The sequence below is a fragment of the Lactobacillus sp. ESL0684 genome (assembly GCF_029392675.1).
GTDB lineage: Bacteria > Bacillota > Bacilli > Lactobacillales > Lactobacillaceae > Lactobacillus.
In genome coordinates this window covers 1,467,006-1,483,916 of sequence record NZ_CP113941.1, presented here as the reverse complement: position 1 = coordinate 1,483,916, position 16,911 = coordinate 1,467,006, and the positions used below count along the sequence as shown (strand labels likewise).

General features: G+C 38.2%; 17 protein-coding genes, 2 tRNA genes and 1 pseudogene. 17 read left to right on the top strand and 3 right to left on the bottom strand.

The window, feature by feature from the left end; all coding sequences use genetic code 11:
* Positions 1-237 precede the first annotated feature (237 nt).
* From OZX56_RS07340 to OZX56_RS07320, 5 genes and pseudogenes are all read left to right on the top strand, one after another.
* Positions 238-1,462 (top strand): annotated as a pseudogene (locus OZX56_RS07340) (IS110 family transposase).
* Positions 1,463-1,698: 236 nt separating this feature from the next.
* Positions 1,699-1,780: transfer RNA gene (locus OZX56_RS07335), tRNA-Tyr, on the top strand.
* Between the two features lie 7 nt (positions 1,781-1,787).
* Positions 1,788-1,859: transfer RNA gene (locus tag OZX56_RS07330), tRNA-Gln, on the top strand.
* A gap of 131 nt (positions 1,860-1,990) precedes the next feature.
* A complete protein-coding gene (locus OZX56_RS07325) occupies positions 1,991-3,106 on the top strand; it encodes a hypothetical protein (protein WP_277125877.1) in 1,116 nt (371 codons plus the stop codon).
* 82 nt (positions 3,107-3,188) lie between these two features.
* Positions 3,189-3,887: a GntR family transcriptional regulator gene (locus OZX56_RS07320; RefSeq protein WP_277125878.1), complete on the top strand. Its 699-nt coding sequence runs from the start codon at positions 3,189-3,191 to the stop codon at positions 3,885-3,887.
* Between the two features lie 41 nt (positions 3,888-3,928).
* Here the strand turns inward: OZX56_RS07320 and tagD are convergent, their stop codons facing one another.
* Positions 3,929-4,315, bottom strand: coding sequence for a glycerol-3-phosphate cytidylyltransferase (gene tagD, locus OZX56_RS07315; RefSeq protein WP_277125880.1), 387 nt, complete (start codon positions 4,313-4,315; stop codon positions 3,929-3,931).
* A gap of 124 nt (positions 4,316-4,439) precedes the next feature.
* On the opposite strand from tagD, the gene OZX56_RS07310 reads away from it, so the two are divergent.
* The 10 genes from OZX56_RS07310 (at position 4,440) to trxA (ending at position 14,492) form a co-directional block, all read left to right on the top strand.
* Positions 4,440-5,177, top strand: a complete 738-nt coding sequence (locus tag OZX56_RS07310; RefSeq protein ID WP_277139421.1) for a WecB/TagA/CpsF family glycosyltransferase — start codon at positions 4,440-4,442, stop codon at positions 5,175-5,177.
* Positions 5,174-6,277 (top strand): glycosyltransferase, encoded by a 1,104-nt coding sequence (locus OZX56_RS07305; protein ID WP_277139420.1) that lies wholly within the window; start codon positions 5,174-5,176, stop codon positions 6,275-6,277. Before OZX56_RS07310 ends, OZX56_RS07305 begins: the two co-directional genes overlap by 4 nt.
* Positions 6,277-7,104 (top strand): ammonia-dependent NAD(+) synthetase, encoded by an 828-nt coding sequence (gene nadE / locus OZX56_RS07300; protein ID WP_277139419.1) that lies wholly within the window; start codon positions 6,277-6,279, stop codon positions 7,102-7,104. The genes OZX56_RS07305 and nadE overlap by 1 nt, the downstream gene beginning before the upstream one ends.
* 34 nt (positions 7,105-7,138) lie before the next feature.
* On the top strand, positions 7,139-7,735 hold the full coding sequence (locus tag OZX56_RS07295; RefSeq protein WP_277139418.1) for a histidine phosphatase family protein: 597 nt from the start codon (positions 7,139-7,141) through the stop codon (positions 7,733-7,735).
* A 275-nt stretch (positions 7,736-8,010) separates the two neighbouring features.
* Positions 8,011-10,650, top strand: a complete 2,640-nt coding sequence (alaS, locus tag OZX56_RS07290) for an alanine--tRNA ligase (RefSeq protein ID WP_277139417.1) — start codon at positions 8,011-8,013, stop codon at positions 10,648-10,650.
* 52 nt (positions 10,651-10,702) lie between these two features.
* Positions 10,703-10,960, top strand: a complete 258-nt coding sequence (locus tag OZX56_RS07285; protein WP_277125887.1) for an IreB family regulatory phosphoprotein — start codon at positions 10,703-10,705, stop codon at positions 10,958-10,960.
* Positions 10,960-11,388, top strand: coding sequence for a Holliday junction resolvase RuvX (gene ruvX / locus OZX56_RS07280; RefSeq protein WP_277125888.1), 429 nt, complete (start codon positions 10,960-10,962; stop codon positions 11,386-11,388). Before OZX56_RS07285 ends, ruvX begins: the two co-directional genes overlap by 1 nt.
* A 1-nt stretch (position 11,389) precedes the next feature.
* Entirely contained in the window at positions 11,390-11,695 is a 306-nt protein-coding gene (locus OZX56_RS07275; protein ID WP_277125890.1) for a DUF1292 domain-containing protein, read from the top strand.
* Between the two features lie 55 nt (positions 11,696-11,750).
* The gene (locus tag OZX56_RS07270) at positions 11,751-14,102 is read left to right on the top strand and encodes an endonuclease MutS2 (protein WP_277139416.1); all 2,352 of its coding nucleotides are present in this window, start codon (positions 11,751-11,753) and stop codon (positions 14,100-14,102) included.
* Between the two features lie 78 nt (positions 14,103-14,180).
* Positions 14,181-14,492, top strand: a complete 312-nt coding sequence (trxA, locus tag OZX56_RS07265) for a thioredoxin (protein WP_277125892.1) — start codon at positions 14,181-14,183, stop codon at positions 14,490-14,492.
* 27 nt (positions 14,493-14,519) lie between these two features.
* On the opposite strand, the gene mscL is transcribed toward trxA, so the two are convergent.
* Positions 14,520-14,900, bottom strand: a complete 381-nt coding sequence (gene mscL / locus OZX56_RS07260) for a large-conductance mechanosensitive channel protein MscL (protein ID WP_277139415.1) — start codon at positions 14,898-14,900, stop codon at positions 14,520-14,522.
* Positions 14,901-14,973: 73 nt separating this feature from the next.
* Positions 14,974-15,381: a YslB family protein gene (locus OZX56_RS07255; RefSeq protein WP_277139414.1), complete on the bottom strand. Its 408-nt coding sequence runs from the start codon at positions 15,379-15,381 to the stop codon at positions 14,974-14,976.
* A 77-nt stretch (positions 15,382-15,458) separates the two neighbouring features.
* Between OZX56_RS07255 and murI the strand changes: the two genes are divergently transcribed.
* Both murI and OZX56_RS07245 read left to right on the top strand, forming a co-directional pair.
* Positions 15,459-16,262, top strand: a complete 804-nt coding sequence (murI, locus tag OZX56_RS07250) for a glutamate racemase (RefSeq protein ID WP_277139413.1) — start codon at positions 15,459-15,461, stop codon at positions 16,260-16,262.
* The gene (locus tag OZX56_RS07245) at positions 16,262-16,882 is read left to right on the top strand and encodes an XTP/dITP diphosphatase (protein ID WP_277139412.1); all 621 of its coding nucleotides are present in this window, start codon (positions 16,262-16,264) and stop codon (positions 16,880-16,882) included. The genes murI and OZX56_RS07245 overlap by 1 nt, the downstream gene beginning before the upstream one ends.
* Positions 16,883-16,911 lie beyond the last annotated feature (29 nt).

Here is a 16,911-nt window from a genome sequence, read left to right as displayed (position 1 = left end):
TTGATTCACTGCTTTTTCTTTGTTTTAAAATTGAAGCAGGGTTGAAGTTAATATGCCCTAGTTACTTTTGACGCTTGTACCTAGTACTTGACGCCCTAAATAAAACTGACAGCTTCATCAGTTAAACTTAAATCTCTTCGTAGTATGTTGGCACTTGATGTCCGGTATAGAAAATTAGATATAGTTTAGCTTGTAACTTCTACCCTGCACAATTAAGTTAGTTGGAGGTATTTGAAGATGAATAATTTAGTTGTAGTGGGAATTGACGTGAGCAGTCGTAAATCTGCTGTTTGTATCATGCTTAATAAGCAAGTCATTAAACAGTTTAATATCACCAATGATGCCATTGGTTTTCAGCAGCTACTTGATGAATTAGAATTTTATCACCAACAACCACAGATTGTCTTTGAAGCAACTGGGGTTTATTCTTGCAGATTGCAGGCTTTTCTTAACCAATATCATTATCGCTACACTATGCTTAACCCACTTAAAGCCAAACAGCAATTAGATCAATTTAGACGCAATAAAACTGATCGCCGCGATGCTAAAGATTTAGCTTACTCACAGTTTATTTATCATCGCGGACCAACTTATCTACAAGACCCTAACTATAAGCAGTTAGGTGCCATGAGTCGTTTTTATGAGCAATTAACTCATGATTTGGTTTCAGCTAAGAACCGGTTACACCGCGTATTACAGTTTACTTTTCCTGAGCTAGAAACCTTAACTAGTCATCCTGACGGTACGAATTATTGGCGCTATGTCCAAACTTTTACGCATCCACAAATCGTTAAAAATTTAGGTTACGAAGGAGTTATGCAGTATTTTTTAAGCTTCCATGGTATTGGTAAGCAGCGTGCAAATAAGTTGGCAACTAACTTACTTGAACTGGCTGACACAGCTTATCCAGCAGTTGATAAAGCTGCTTTTGAAGTTGAACAAGCTAGATATTATGCTCAACGACTAACCAAACTAACTAAAGAGCGTGAAAATGTCATTCAAAAGATGTCTGACTTAGCTAGTAAATTACCCAACCGTGATCTAAAAATTCTTGAAAGTATTCCAGGTATTTCACAAATTACCGCAGTTAGATTATTAGGTGAATTAGGCGATATCAGACGTTTTCGTAATCCTAATGCCTTAAATGCCTTTGTTGGTTTAGACTTACGTCATTACCAGTCGGGCGAAATGGAATTGACTGATCATATTAGTAAACGTGGCAATCCCATTGGTCGTAAGATTCTCTACCGTACGATTGGACAAATGGATTCAGTAAGATATTCTGAGCCTTGTCACATTGCCGATTATTACGAAAAAGAAAAAACGATCTTCTCAAAGTAGAAACTTCAAGAAGATCGCCATCGCAGCAGTCCACAAACTAACACGGACTGTCTACTATTTGATTGTGCATGATCAATTATATGATTATAGCGTAGTCAAAAATAAACAGGGCTTTAACTAAAACCAATTGATCATAAGATTACTATAACAGCTTAGTTCAAAAATGCAATTGGACTAAGCTTATTTGGGTTACAACATATTATCTAAGTTTAATCTACTTAAAGATAATTCTAATGACGGACTACAAGAATTATGATTTAATACCTTGATATACTTGACTTTGAGTAGAAAAAGTAGAATTGTAATTTTTACTTGCAATTGCGCACGTTTTTCTGTATTATAATTAACGTGCGTAACGGAGGAGTAGCGAAGTGGCTAAACGCGGCGGTCTGTAAAACCGCTCTCTCTGAGTTCGGCGGTTCGAATCCACCCTCCTCCATTATTAATGGGTTATAGCCAAGCGGTAAGGCACTAGTTTTTGGTACTAGTATGCGCTGGTTCGAATCCAGCTAACCCAATATAACTGTAGGAAAAGACAACGCGAGTTAGGTTGTCTTTTTCTTTTGCATTTATTAATCTTGATTAGATTTTTATTTCGAAGAATAATATAGTTTAAAGCTAGTTTATTTTCATTTTAGGAAGGAATTTTATGCCAAGACTAATTAGGGTAGGAGCTGGCAGTGGTGAAACTAGCTGGCATGAAGCACTTAAGGACTTGCGAGCAGATGATGTAGTCTTTTTAGAACCTGGTTTTTATGAATTGCCACAGGGCCTTACTTTGGCAGACGTTACCTTTAAGGGAACTGGAGGGCTGCCGGAAGATACTACTATCTTAGGTTATCTTAATGTGGCTAGTGATAGTCGATTTGTTAGTTTGGAGAATTTGTGTATTAATACTAATCAGGATAACAATAGTTTGTTTGTTCCTGCTGAAGCTAATACTTATTTAAGTCTGCGCAATTGTGTCATTAAGGGTTATGGTTCAGATACAGCTGCGATTGCTGCTAATGGCAAGATTACTCTGGAATTGTATTCTACTAGAATCTTAAATGGTTCAGTGTCACTATTTGCTGATGCAGATTTTCGGTTGGAAATGAACGATTCTAGTATTGAAAATGTGGCTGAGGAATTTGGTGTGTTAGCTCTTGAAGGTCGCGGAACTGCGATTATTAACAATTCCCGGATTCATGGCAGTATTGATACTTTTGTTAAAACTAATGCGGAATTAGATCTAAATAACTCCGTTGCAGATACTATTGTTTTGCAGGGGCAGACTTGGCTCAATATGCTAGGGAGTAAATTATTGTCTGATGATGATGCTTGCATCTATATCACTGATGAATCTTGGGTTAACATTATCGATAGCAACTTTGAGGGTGGCATTTACTTAGATAAGCAGCCACATGTAATTATTCAAAATAGTCAATTCAATCGGCTGATTGCCGTTGATAAATCGCAAGTAACCATAATCAGTTCAGTAGTGCAAAACCACGCAGATTTTCAAGATAATGCTGAATGTCTTGCACAAAGAGTTACTTTTAATGGTGGTTTAGAATATCAATATTTTTTAGCACTAAGTGATCATGCTAAGTTGCAAGGACATGATGTGGTTTTTAATTCGAATGGGGCTGAGCTAGCTGTTCAAAATGAGGCGCAAATGCGACTCAACGTTGTGGCAAGTAGTGATGAATCGGTAACTGTGGAATGTAGTCCTAAGTCGCAAGTTAAAATTTTAGGATTGCCATGGACCGCTAAGAAAAAATAGTGATTGAGAATTAAGTTAGTTTAACTTATGCAAGATAGACCAATTTGGCTTATAATAAAAGGACATATTCGGAGGTGGACTGATGGAAGAACCAATGTACATTAAAATCCATAATCAAATTAAACGTGACATTGAGAACCATGTTTATCAAGTAGGTAGCAAAATACCGTCTGAACGACAGCTTTCGCTAAAATTTGGCGTGTCACGTATGACGCTACGCCAAGCGATTAAAACTCTGGAAGATGAAGGGATTTTAGAACGACGTTTGGGTAGTGGCACATATGTAGCCAGTCGCAAAGTGCAAGAAAAAATGTCGGGAATTATGTCTTTTACTGAGATTACTCATGCCAATGGTCAAGTTCCATCAAGTAAGCTAATCTCTTATCAAGTTGGTAAGCCATCATTGTCAGAAAAGGAACGCTTAAATTTAGCAGATGATGCAGAAATTTTGCGTATGGAGCGAATTCGTTACGCTGATGAAGTGCCAATTTGTTATGAAGTAGTAACCATTCCTCATAACTTAATTGCTAAGATGTCGAAAGCAGATATTTCGACGCATTTGTATCGCACGCTTGAACAAAATAATTATCAGATTGGTCGGGTAACTGAGCATATCTCAGCCGCCGTAGCAAATGAAAATACGGCTAGACTACTTAAAGCCAAAAAGGGTGAACCATTAATTACGCGTTTGCAGGTGACCGAACTGTCAACGGGAGTTCCGTTTGAATATACACGGGCCAGCTATGTAGCGGACCGGTTTGAATTTACTTTTTCTAAATAAAATAAAACTATGAACCAGTTTGAAGCTGATTCATAGTTTTTTTAGTGTAAATCTTTTTTAATTTTACTAGTTGAAATTCCAGGGGTTCTTGGTAGATAGACGACTTGGCAATATGGTTTTAAGAAGTCGAATTTACCTTGCCAATCATTCCCCATAACGAAAGTATCAATTTGATATTTTTTAATATCCGTTATCTTTTGATTCCAGTCTTTTTCAGGGATAACCTCATCAACATAGCGAATCGCCTCAAGAATACATTTGCGTTCTTGATAACTATTATAAGATTCTTTATGCTTTTGAAATTCATTGAATTCATCTGTTGATAAACCGACGATTAAATAGTCACCCAATTCTTTTGCCCGTTTGAGCAAGCGAATGTGACCATAGTGAATCAGGTCAAAAGTTCCGTATGTAATAATTTTTTTCATTGTGCTGGCTCCTATTATTTGACGAATTAATAGTATCATATTTATAGTTGAAAATGTAAAACTTATCCCGTAATGTCTGATTATTTGCTAAAATAAAGGGGAGAGTTACATAGAGGAGTTGGCGATGGATAAAGTAGCAGTTCTAGGTGTTAATTTTGATAATAAAAATTTTGAACAATTTAAAAATGAATTAGTTAAACGGATAGATGCTCATCAGTCAACTTTGATAGTAACCGCTAATCCAGAAATTGTCATGACAGCCAACGAAAATCCTGAGTTCATGAAAATCTTACACTCAGATGCGGATTACATTACTCCAGATGGTATTGGGATAGTTAAGGCTGCGCAGATGCTGGGAACGCCATTAAAACAGCGGGTTACTGGTTATGATTTATTTGCTTGGTTGATGCAGCGAGCCAATCAGTGCAAATTACGGGTTTTTTTGATTGGAGCTAAGCCAGAGGTAATCCAAGCTGTTAAAGCGAAGGTTGCTCGTGATTATAAGCAGATTCAATTAGTTGGTGCTAGAGATGGCTATTTTAGCGAAGATTTAGAAGTTGTAGCTTATCAAATAGCAAAAACTAAACCAGATTTAGTTTTTGCAGCTTTGGGTTCGCCGCGTCAAGAACAGCTTCTGGCTTTACTCAGACGCCAGGATCTACCTGCATTAATGATGGGAGTCGGCGGTAGCTTCGATGTTTTTTCTGGCATGGTCAAGCGTGCACCAGAATTTTGGCAAAAAAATCATTTGGAATGGTTTTATCGCTTAGTTAAAAATCCGACTCGTTTTAAACGAATGCTAGTTTTGCCTAAATTTGTTAGTAAAGTGCGCCAGTCTAAAAAGGAACGCAAAAAGTTATGAGAGTGTTACACGTAAATGCTGGTTTAGAATCGGGTGGTGGCTTAACACACATCATCAATTTATTAAGGCAAGCACAAAGGCAGGATCAGGATTTTACTCTGTTGTGTTTGGCTGAAGGCCCAGTTGCGCAAGCAGCACGGCAGGCTAAGTTGAATGTACAAGTTTTGGGGATTAATAGTCGTTACGCACTAACTAGTTTGCGGCAACTAGTCAACTTTATTAATGAGGGCAATTATGATATCGTGCATACTCATGGCGCACGAGCAAATTTATTTTTGTCGCTAATTAAACGCAGAATCAGTGCTGTTTGGTGTGTAACCGTCCATTCAGACCCATATTTAGATTTTGCTGGTCGTGGAATTTTGGGCAAGCTATTTACTAAGGCAAATCTACATGCTTTAAAAAAAGCAGATTGCATTTTTGCAGTAACTCAGAACTTTGCCCAGTTGTTAATAAAAAAGGCGCAGCTTCCTGCTGCCAAAATTCACGTAATTTATAACGGGATTTTTTTCCATAATGATGATGAAATTCCAGCTAAGTATGACCATGAACATTTTAATATCGTTAATGTGGCTCGTGCCGAAAAAGTTAAGGGACAAGAATTATTGCTTAAGGCACTTAAGCAATTAGACAATGCCAATGTTCATTTATATATTGCTGGGGATGGTTCTCAATTAGCTAGTTTAAAGGAACTAACGCAAAAGCTATCTTTGGGTCCACAAGTAACTTTTCAAGGCTTTATGACCCAGAAGCAATTGAAGAATTTATATCGGCGAATGAATTTAGCGGTTTTAACCTCATATTCTGAAAGTTTTCCGTTAGTTTTACTTGAAGCAAGTGATAATTTGTTGCCATTATTATCAACTAACGTTGGTGATATTGAAATGATGATTCCTGATCAAAAGCACGGGTTTGTTGCCCAAATTGGTGATGTTGCTTCAATTACGGCTGCTCTTAAGGCGGCAATAGCAACACCGCCCAAACAGCTTGTTCAGATGGCCCAAACTGAAAAGAGTTATGTTGCTAGCAATTTTTCATTAGAAAAGCAATTAACTGCTATTATGCAGGTTTATCAAACATTGATTGAAAGGGATAGTTAATGAGACCACTACAAAAAGAGATTATTACTTATGAACATGTTCTACCAAAAATTGATCCACAAGTAGAAATTCGGCGTTCAATTGACTTTTTAAAAGGCTATTTGTTAGCTAATCTAGGATTAAAGACTTACGTTTTGGGGATTTCTGGTGGCCAGGATTCTACTTTAGCTGGTAAGTTAACCCAACTGGCGATTGCAGAATTACGTAAAGAAACTGGTGATCAGACTTACCAATATATCGCAGTGCGTTTGCCATATGGTGAGCAGGCTGATGCCCAAGATGCAGCTGATGCTGTGGCTTTTCAAAGACCTGATCAAGACCTAATTGTGAATATTAAGCCAGGAGTTGATGCAGCTGTTGCTAGTCTGAGTGCGGCTGGGCAAACAATTAATGACTTTAATAAGGGTAATCTTAAGGCACGTGAACGGATGCTTGTGCAGTACGCCATTGCAGGCGCCAACCAGGGTGCAGTCGTTGGGACTGATCATGCAGCTGAAAATTTCAGTGGTTTTTATACCAAATATGGCGATGGTGCGGCTGATGTAACGCCGTTATTTCGCTTAGATAAGCGCCAAGGTAAGCAGTTGCTAAAAGAATTAGGGTGCCCTGAGCAGCTTTATTTAAAAGCGCCAACTGCTGATTTAGAAGAAAATCGTCCAGCCTTACCAGACGAACAGGCGCTGGGAGTTACCTATCAGGAGATTGATGACTATTTAGAGGGTAAGGAAGTAGCAAGCGTTGCTGCGGAAAAGATAGAATCATTATGGCGTAAAAGTGAACACAAGCGTCATTTGCCAATTACGGTTTTTGATGATTTTTATAAGTAGCATAAATATGTATTTAGATTAAGAAGGGTTAAGAATGCAAGAACTTTATCTAATGCGCCATGGGGAAACAATCTTTAATAAGAGGCAGTTAGTGCAGGGAGCCGTGGATTCTCCCTTGACTAAAGACGGAATTGCTAAAGCCAAAAGAGTGGGGCAGTTTTTTCAAAAGCAAGGGGTAACTTTTGATCACGCCTACACGTCTACTCAAGAGCGAGCTAGCGATACCTTGGAAGTGGTGACTAAGCAGCCTTATACTAGATTGAAAGGACTTAAAGAATGGGACTTTGGTTTATTTGAAGCTCAAGATGAGCGATTATTACCAAAGTTTAATTTTAAAGATCCTGCTGAAGCAGATTTTTTTGTGGATTATGGTGGCGAATCTGCTAAGCAGGTTATGGAGCGTGTCAACCAGACAATAAGTAAGATCATGGCTAAGCCAGATCATCAGCGAGTTTTAATTGTGAGTCATGGTGCTGCAATTCTAATGTTTTTAGCGGCTTGGCTGCCTTTTGAGGAAATTGCTAAGCAAATTACTGATATGCCTAATTGTTGTGTGCTGCGCTTTACTTATGATAATGATCGGTTTACCTATCAGGGATTATTTGATGTGGATCAAAGTGCCAATAATTAATGTTGAAAAGGTTTAATTATGTAGCTTTTAGCATTGACAAGGATGCTGTAAGTAGTAAAATAATTCTGATTAAGATATGTTTTTTAATGAAGTAGTTCAAAGAGAGGAACCTTATGCTGAGAAAGTTCTACTACTAATTAAAAGATGCTCCTTAGCACTAATTAAGATAATCAAGAGGTAACAAGCATTGTTGCAATTGAGGTGGTACCGCGTGTCGTAGCGTCCTCAAATTTGCTTAACAGTGCTTTTTTATTTAACAAAAAAGGAGAAAAATAATGAAGAAACTAACTAGTTCTGAATTTAGACAATTGTTTTTAGACTTCTTTAAACAGCACGGACATACGATTTCACCGAGCCAATCGCTGATTCCACAGGATGATCCAACGCTGTTGTGGATAAATTCTGGTGTAGCGACAATGAAGAAGTATTTTGATGGTTCAGTTGTTCCTGAAAATCCACGTATTACTAGTTCGCAAAAGTCGATTCGGACTAATGATATTGAAAATGTTGGTAAAACTGCTCGTCATCAAACCTTATTTGAAATGCTAGGTAATTTTTCAGTTGGTGACTACTTTAAGGAAGATGCAATTGCATGGGCTTGGGAATTTTTAACTAGTCCGAAATGGCTTGATCTTGATCAAAGTAAGCTATACTGCACGGTTTATCCTAAGGATACAGAAACCCAAAAGATTTGGAAAAAAGTGGGGATGCCTGAAGACCATATTGTTAAACTAGAAGAAAATTTCTGGGATATTGGTGAGGGTCCTTGTGGTCCGGATTCAGAAATTTTTTATGATCGTGGTCAAGAAAATAACGATGTAGCCGAAGATGATCCAGAAAACTTCCCTGGTGGTGAAAATGCCCGTTATCTTGAAATTTGGAATATAGTTTTCTCTCAATTTAATCATTTAGCTAATGGTGAATATGTTGATCAACCGCATAAGAATATTGATACGGGAATGGGATTAGAACGAGTATTATCAATCTTGCAAGATGCGCCAACTAATTTTGAAACTGATTTGTTTTTGCCGATTATTCACGCCACTGAAAAAATGTCAGCAAACAAAAAATATGGTGAAAATAAAGCTGATACGACCTCGTTTAAGATTATTGCCGATCATGTGCGGACGGTTAGTTTTGCAATCGGTGATGGTGCGCTACCTTCAAATACTGGTCGTGGCTATGTTTTGCGGCGTTTGATTCGTCGGGCTGATGTAAATGGTCAGCATCTAGGCATTAAGGGAGCATTTCTTTATAAATTAGTACCAGTTGTTGGGCAAATTATGGCTAGTCATTATCCAGAAATCACTGAGCAACAGGATTTCATTGCCAAAGTAATTAAGAATGAAGAAGAAAGATTCCAAGAAACTTTGGAATCAGGGTTGGCATTGCTAGATGATTTAATTGAAAAGGCCAAAGCAAGTGACAACCAAACAATTACTGGTAAAGATGCCTTTAAATTGTTTGATACCTATGGTTTTCCTTATGAATTGACAGTTGAAGCTGCTGAGGATGCTGGTCTAAGAGTTGATAAACAGGGCTTTGACACTGAGATGCAAGCCCAAAAAGATCGTGCTCGTGAAGCTCGCGGTAACTTGCAATCGATGGGCTCACAAAATGAGACTTTAATGGGGATTAAGGACAAGTCAGAATTTGAATATGGTGTTTATGAAGAAAAACATGCTAAATTAATTGATATTATTGCAAACGATCAATTAGTTGATGAAACGAGTGACGATAATGCCACCTTGATTTTTGATAAGACCCCATTTTATGCAGAACGCGGTGGTCAGGTGGCAGATCATGGTAATATTTATAATCAGGCAGGCGAACTGGTAGCGCAAGTAACCGATGTGCAACATGCTCCTAATGACCAAAATCTGCACTTTGTGCAAGTAATTCTTCCACTTAAAAAGAATGAGGAATACGTTTTAAAGATTGATCGTGGTCGTAGAGAAGGGTTACGCCATTCACACTCGGCAACGCACTTATTGCATTCGGCATTGCGTAGTGTTCTAGGTGAACATACTCACCAAGCTGGTAGTTTAGTTGAGCCTGACTTTTTACGGTTCGACTTTACCGTGGTTGATCCGATGACGCCTAAAGAAGTATCGGCAGTTGAAAAACTGGTTAATGAGAAGATTTGGGCTGCTTTAAACGTTGAAACCACGATTACCGATCCTGAAGACGGCAAGGCAATGGGGGCTTTAGCACTATTTGATAATAAATATGGTGATAAAGTTCGAGTTGTTCAAATGGGAGATTTTTCAACTGAATTTTGTGGTGGTACACATGTTGATAATACCAGCCAAATCGGTATTTTTAAGATTACGGCAGAATATGCTAACGGTGCTGGAACTCGTCGTATAGAAGCTGTCACTTCCAAGAAGGCTTACGAATATTTGACTCATCGTTCAGAATTGCTTGATAATATTCAATCTGAAGTAAAATCTACTAAACCAGAAAATATCATTGATAAAGTTCAAAGTTTAGAAAAAGACTTGCATGATAGTCAGACCAAGATTGGCGCTTTGAATTTACAGATTAATCAAGCTAAAGCGGGTGAAATCTTTGATCACGTTGAACAAGCCGGTGATTTAACAGTAATTGCTCAAAAAGCTAATGTTAAAGGAATGAAAGATTTACGTGAATTGTCTGACAGTTGGAAGAAAGAGCCAAAATCAGATGTTTTAGTTTTGGGAGCTGCTAGTGATGGTAAAGCTAACATGATTATTAGCCTTGGACAAAAGGCTTTAGATCAAGGTCTGAAAGCAGGGGATTTAATTAAGCAAGCCGCACCATTATTTGGTGGTGGCGGCGGTGGTCGTCCTGATATGGCACAAGCTGGTGGTAAAAATCCAGCGGGACTTGCTGAGGCAATTAAGACAGTAGTTGCAATGATTTCTAAAAATTAATTGATTGAGTTTATCTAGTTTTTAAAGTAAAATTATGCTAGGAGGAATGATTATGAGTTCACTAGACAAGACTATGCATTTTGACTTCAATAAAAATAAAGGCAAGAATGTTTATGACACTCTGCAAGATGTCTATAATGCACTTGAAGAAAAGGGATATAATCCGATTAACCAGATTGTTGGCTATTTGTTGTCTGGTGACCCAGCTTATATTCCACGGCATAATGATGCTCGCAATTTAATTTTGAAACACGAACGTGATGAAATTATTGAAGAACTAGTTAAGGGCTATCTGGGTAAAGATAAGTAATGAGGTTGCTTGGTTTAGATGTTGGGTCAAAAACGATTGGCGTAGCTGTTAGCGATGAATTGGGGATAACTGCCCAAAAGGTAGAAACGATTCCAATTGATGAGTCAAAATATAACTTTGGGATGCGTCCTTTAAAAAAATTAGTACGCAAGTTTGAACCAACTGGTTTTGTATTAGGCTTGCCACATAATATGGATGGTTCATCTGGAGTTTCTGCTCAGCGCAGTAAAGCTTATGGAAAACGTCTGCAAGACAAATTTGCTTTACCAGTTTATTATTCTGATGAACGCTTAACTACAATTGAGTCACAGCGTGTCTTAATTGAGGAAGCGGGAATACATGACCGGCATAAGCGTAAAGCAGTAGTTGACCAGATGGCAGCTGTTTTAATTTTGCAAAATTATTTAGACTTACACCGAAAGGATTAATATGACACAAGAAGTGCACGGCGATGACCGGCAAATTACCTTAGTTGATGATAAGGGTAATGAAGAATTATTTGAAATATTATTTACATTTCATGCTGACGACTATGATAAGTCCTATATCTTGCTTTATCCAGCTGCAGTCGGCGATGATGAAGAAGTAGAAGTTCAAGCGTTTAGTTATGATGCAGATGATGCAGGTGACGTAACCAGTAACGATTTACATGAAATTGAATCGGATGAAGAATGGGACATGGTGCAGGGGGTACTTAACACCTTCTTGGATGATGACCGTTTAAGTGGTGAATAAAAATAAAGGACTGGCAATGCCAGTCCTTTTTACTTAAAAGAGAAAAAGTTAACGAATGAATACTAAAATACTAGAAACTCTAGAATTTGATAAAATTACCGAGCAACTTAAGCAATTAGCAATTACCTTGTCAGCTAAAAAGCGTGCTGGTCAATTGAAACCTAGCGGTGATTTTGCCCAAGTTGAGCTAACTTTGCGGCAAACTCTCGCAATGGTCAACTTATTGCGCATTAAAGGCCAATTACCACTAACAGATTTTGCGGCGGTAGAACCAAGCACCAAACGATTGCGTATTAAGGCTAATCTGAATGCAGAAGAATTAGGTAATATCTTATTAATCTTGGTTTTGGCCAATGATATTAATGGCTTTTTAGAAGATATTGATCCAGAACAATTGGATTTAACGGCAATTGCTGATATTTTGGCAAAATTAGCTGTCCCGGTGGTTTTGCTAAATGAGTTAAAAAAATCACTTGATTATGATGGTACGGTACTTGATACAGCTTCAAGTAACTTAGCCAGTTTGCGTCATGCCCTAAAAAGCAATGATGCAGAGATTAAGGCCCGAATGGATGAGTACATTAAGGGCAATACTAGCAAATATTTATCTGAACAGATTGTAACTATTCGGGATGAACGTTATGTTATTCCAGTTAAACAGGAATATCGCGGTAAGTTTGGTGGGGTCGTACACGACCAAAGTGCCAGCGGCCAAACTTTGTTTATTGAACCTGGTGCGGTTTTAAACCTAAACAATCGTCAGCAAAATTTATTAGCAGAACAAAGACAAGAAATTCAGCGCATTTTACGTAATTTGTCTGATTTAGCGCGTGAGGAAGTTGATGCAATTGACGAGATTGCGGATGGACTAACAGAACTGGACTTTTTGCAAGCAAAAGCACAACTAGCTAAACAAATGCAGGCAACGGAACCTAAACTCTCCACTGATCAGACGATTAATCTATTGCAAGCTCGGCACCCATTAATTGATCAAGATAAGGTAGTTCCGAATGATATTCGGCTTGGTGGAGAATTTGATACTGTTTTAATTACTGGACCGAATACTGGTGGTAAAACGATTACGCTCAAAACAGTCGGTATTTTGCAGCTTATGGCGCAAGCTGGTTTATTTATTCCAGCTCAAGAGGGTAGCGTGGTCGGAGTTTATCAGGAAATTGCCGCGGATATTGGTGATGAACAATCGATTGAGCAATCCTTAAGTACTTTTTCTTCACATATTAATGACATTATCCAAATTATGAAACATGTTGATGATCAGACTTTGGTGCTAATCGATGAAATTGGTGCCGGAACTGACCCCGAAGAAGGGGCCAGCCTGGCAATTAGTATCTTGGATTTTTTGCGTAAAAAACAAGCTAAGATTATGGTTACTACGCATTATCCAGAATTAAAACTCTATGGCTATAATCGTCCTAAAACTACCAATGCCTCAATGGAATTTGATTTGAAAACTTTGTCGCCGACTTATCGTTTACAAATTGGGATTCCAGGACACAGTAATGCCTTTGCCATTGCCCGTCGCTTAGGAATGCGCGAGGATGTAGTTAAGGGTGCCGAAGGATTAATGTCCGAGGAAAACACGGAAATTAATACTATGATTGAACGGCTTAACCAGCAGACGCAACAAGCCACTGATGCTCGCAATCATTTGCAAACTAGCCTTGATCGTAGTCAGAAGCTTGAGCAAAAATTGCAGCAGGCCCTTGATTGGTATAATCAGCGAGTGCAAAAACAACTTGATTTTGCTCAAGAACGCGCTAGTGAAATTGTAGCTAAAAAGCGCAAAAAAGCTGATAAAATCATTGCCAAGCTTGAGCAACAGCCGGGTAATTTGAAAGAAAATGAAGTTATTTCTGCTAAAGGTGAGTTAAATCAACTTGCTAAGCAGAACGAAAATTTAGCGCAAAACAAGGTCTTACAGCGCGAAAAAAGACGCCATCATGTTAATGTAGGTGATCGCGTTAAAGTTTTATCGTATGGACAAGTCGGTACGATTTCTAAAAAATTATCTGAGCATCAATATGAGGTGCAATTGGGAATTATGAAGGTGAAAGTTAGCGATCAGGATGTTGAACGGATTGCTGCTACTAAGCCTAAAGCTAAACATATTGTTCGGGCAACTAGTAGTATGCGAAGAGCTAACGCTAGTTCAGAGCTAGATTTGCGCGGACAGCGTTATGAAGAAGCAATGACTAACTTGGATCGCTATTTTGACTCCGTATTATTAGCAGGATTAGATGTAGTAACAATTATTCACGGTATTGGTACAGGGGCGATCCGTAAGGGAGTTTGGCAATATCTAGCCAGCAATCAACATGTTGACAGTTATAATTATGCTCCGGCAAACGAAGGCGGCAATGGTGCAACAATCGTGCACTTGAAGTAAACTACTTGTAAAAAGTAAGTAGGCTTGCTATACTGAAGATAACAATTGGAACTAAAGATTTGTTTGGAGGTAGACTTCATGGTTGATGAAATTACAGATCAAAATTTTGAAGATGAAACTAAAACTGGGGTGGTCTTAACTGACTTTTGGGCTACATGGTGTGGTCCTTGTAAAATGCAGTCACCAGTAATTGATGAATTGGCTGAGGAACGCCAAGACGTTAAGTTTACGAAGATGGATGTTGACCAAAATAAGGAAACACCAAGTTCTTTAGGAATTATGGCTATTCCAACATTAATCATTAAAAAAGATGGCGAAGTTGTTGATCGATTAACTGGTTATACACCTAAGGCCAAGCTTGATCAGATTTTGAATCAGTATACAGACTAAAAAACTTCCTGCAATGCAGGAAGTTTTTTAATTGTGTTTTTCTTGTAATAGATCACGAATTTGTTTCAAGTAATCTTCAGCAGTAGGTTCAGGTGGCTTTTGCTCACTTTGCTCTTTTTCACTATTAGTTATCTTATTCATTGCTTTAACTAGTAAGAAAACGATAAAAGCAATGATCAAAAAGTTGATTATGGTGTTAATGAACTCACCGTATTTAAAAGTTGCTGCTCCGATCTTGAGAGTTAGATTAGAAAGATCGATTTTGCCGACAAATAATCCAAGCAATGGATTAATTAGATTTTTTACCAATGAATTAACAATGTCGGTAAAGGCACCACCAATAATTACCCCGACGGCTAAATCCATGACATTACCGCGTTTGATAAACTCTTTAAATTCTTTTAGCATTTGATTTGCCTCCTCAACTTACTTTAATAATATGGCAAGAGGGAGAAAAAATTCAACTAATTAACTTATTAAATTAATCAAAACTAGCAATTAGTTGTACTTGATGCTTTTTGTCATCAATGGTTAATTCACATTCGGTAGTGCGGCCAGTTTCTTTTTGAATTGCTTCAGCCAAGATACCAGCTTCTAGTGTAAATTCTTGATTGTCGCTAGTTATGCGGTCACTAACACTTTGACCAGAAAGCGTGAAAGTTATCGATGAACGACGTTCTTTAGTTTTATTAAGGGTACCAAATTCAGCTGTAGCAAAAAAGCTCTGAACGTCTTCAAATGAGGCTAGGTCATATTTACGTGCCACTTTCTTGCCAGCCCAATAAAGAATTTCTGCAGTGTCTTCACCTAAAATAGTGGGTAAGATAAAGTCACGATATAATTGATTGATAAAGTAAACATGTTCGTTTGATTGATTGTTATTTTGCATAAATATCCATTCCTTTTATTCTCTTATATTTTACCGTAAAATTGATTAAAGTAGAAAAAATTTGGGGGAAAATTTATATGACAGATAATCGGCCAATTGGCTTACTAGATTCTGGTGTTGGCGGCTTAACAGTGGTTAAACAGGTAATTAAACAAATGCCTAATGAATCAACAATTTTTATTGGGGATAATGGTCACGTGCCATATGGTGATAAGACACAGGCGGAAATTGTGGCCTTGACTAGGCAAAGTGTCGATTTTTTAATAAGAAAAAATGCTAAAGTAATTATTTTTGCCTGTAATACGGCAACTGTTGCTGCACTGGACATCCTGCAAAAAGAAGTTGCAGTGTCACTTGTTGGTATCGTGCAAGCTGGTGCATTAGCAGCAGTTAGAGCAACTAAAAATCAAAAGGTAGCGGTAGTGGCAACGGATTATACGATTAAGCAAGATGCTTATTTAAAAGCAATTAAGGCTCGCGATGCTGGGATTGCGGTAACACAGTTAGCCACACCGACACTAGTACCGTTAATTGAACAAGCTGCTGAGCCGTCAGTAACTATGGCGGCAGTAAAGACTGCCATAAAGCCACTTAAGCAGCAGGAATTTGACACACTAGTGCTAGGTTGTACCCATTATCCAATTTTACAAGCGGAGTTTGCCCAAGTGCTAGGTCCTAAAATTACGTTGGTTGATCCAGCAGTTCAAGTAACAAAAGAGACTGCTGTTCAATTACGAAAAGCTGATTTGCTAGCAGCAAATGTCGATGCTAAACACGAATATTACACAACTGGAGATGTAGCAATGGTGGATAAGTTGGGGAAAAAGATTTTGGGAGATCCTGAATTTGCTGCGACTAAACTAACAGGAGGAGAAGAATAATGGTTAAAGAAATTTTATTTGCGACTACGAATCAAGGTAAGGCCAGAGAACTAAAGCAGGCGTTTCAAAAAGCTGGGTTAAAAATTATGGTTAAAACTAATCGCGATTTCGATAATCCACCAATTGTTGATGAATACGGTACTACCTTTGAACAAAATGCGAAATTAAAAGCGCACGCTTTGGCAAATTTTAGTGGGTTGATTACGCTGGCTGATGACTCTGGTCTAATGGTCGATGCACTTGACGGAGCGCCAGGTGTGCATTCAGCTCGTTATGCAGGCCAAGGACACAATGATGCGCAAAATAATGCCAAATTGTTAGCAGAATTAGGCGGAATTGTTCCTGAAAAGCGGACTGCTAAATTCACAACGACAATTGTAGCGTCTAAACCCGGAGAATTTGCTCAAGATTTAGTAGTAACTGGTGAGTGTCAAGGTCAGATTTTAGCAGCACCGCGAGGAGAAGACGGTTTTGGATATGATCCACTGTTCTTTGTGCCAGCAAAGAATAAATCTTTTGCCCAAATGACTATGCAGGAAAAAAATGAAATTTCGCATCGGGGTAAGGCAATTGTTAAGTTGCTTGAGGCTTGGCCTAAATGGCTTGAACGGGTTGAATAAAAAGCTTTATAATAATTTCACAAAAAATT